General features: G+C 70.5%; 1 protein-coding gene. It reads left to right on the top strand.

The genetic code is table 11. From position 1 onward, the window contains the following. Window positions 1-22 precede the first annotated feature (22 nt). A partial coding sequence (locus ACX4ZE_RS23015) for a condensation domain-containing protein (RefSeq protein ID WP_480275555.1) occupies window positions 23-529 on the top strand: 507 nt, incomplete at its 3' end.

The following is a 529-nucleotide window of genomic DNA, read 5'->3' as shown; positions in this document are numbered from 1 at the left end:
GGCCGAGGCGGAAGTCGTGGACATGGAGGCGGCGGTGGCCGCCGCGGCGCGGTATACGTTCGACCTGTCGGCGCAGATCCCGGTGCGGGCGAGTGTGTTCCGCTGCTCCGGCCCGGGCGAGGACGACCATACCCGCGGCGAGTACGTGCTACTGCTGCTGATCCACCATATCGCCGGGGACGGGTGGTCGTTGGGGCCGTTGCTGCGGGATCTGGCCAGTGCCTACACCGCACGCATCCACGGCCGCAGCCCGGAGTGGGCGCCGCTGCCGGTGCAGTATGCGGACTACACGCTGTGGCAGCGGCAGCTGTTGGGTGAGCACACCGATCCCGACAGTGTGGTGTCGCGGCAGTTGGCGTATTGGCGGGACGAGCTGGCGGGGTTGCCCGAACAACTGCGGTTGCCGACCGATCGGCCCCGCCCACGGGTGGCGAGCTATCGCGGCGACACCGTGGCGGTGGAGATCGATGCTGAGACCCGGGCGTTGCTGCAGCGGCTGGCGCGGCGGCAGGACGCGACGGTGTCGATG

The organism is Nocardia sp. TBRC8007 (assembly GCF_056629435.1).
Note: the sequence above shows the minus strand (reverse complement) of the source record. Positions and strands in the feature narration are given on the sequence as shown.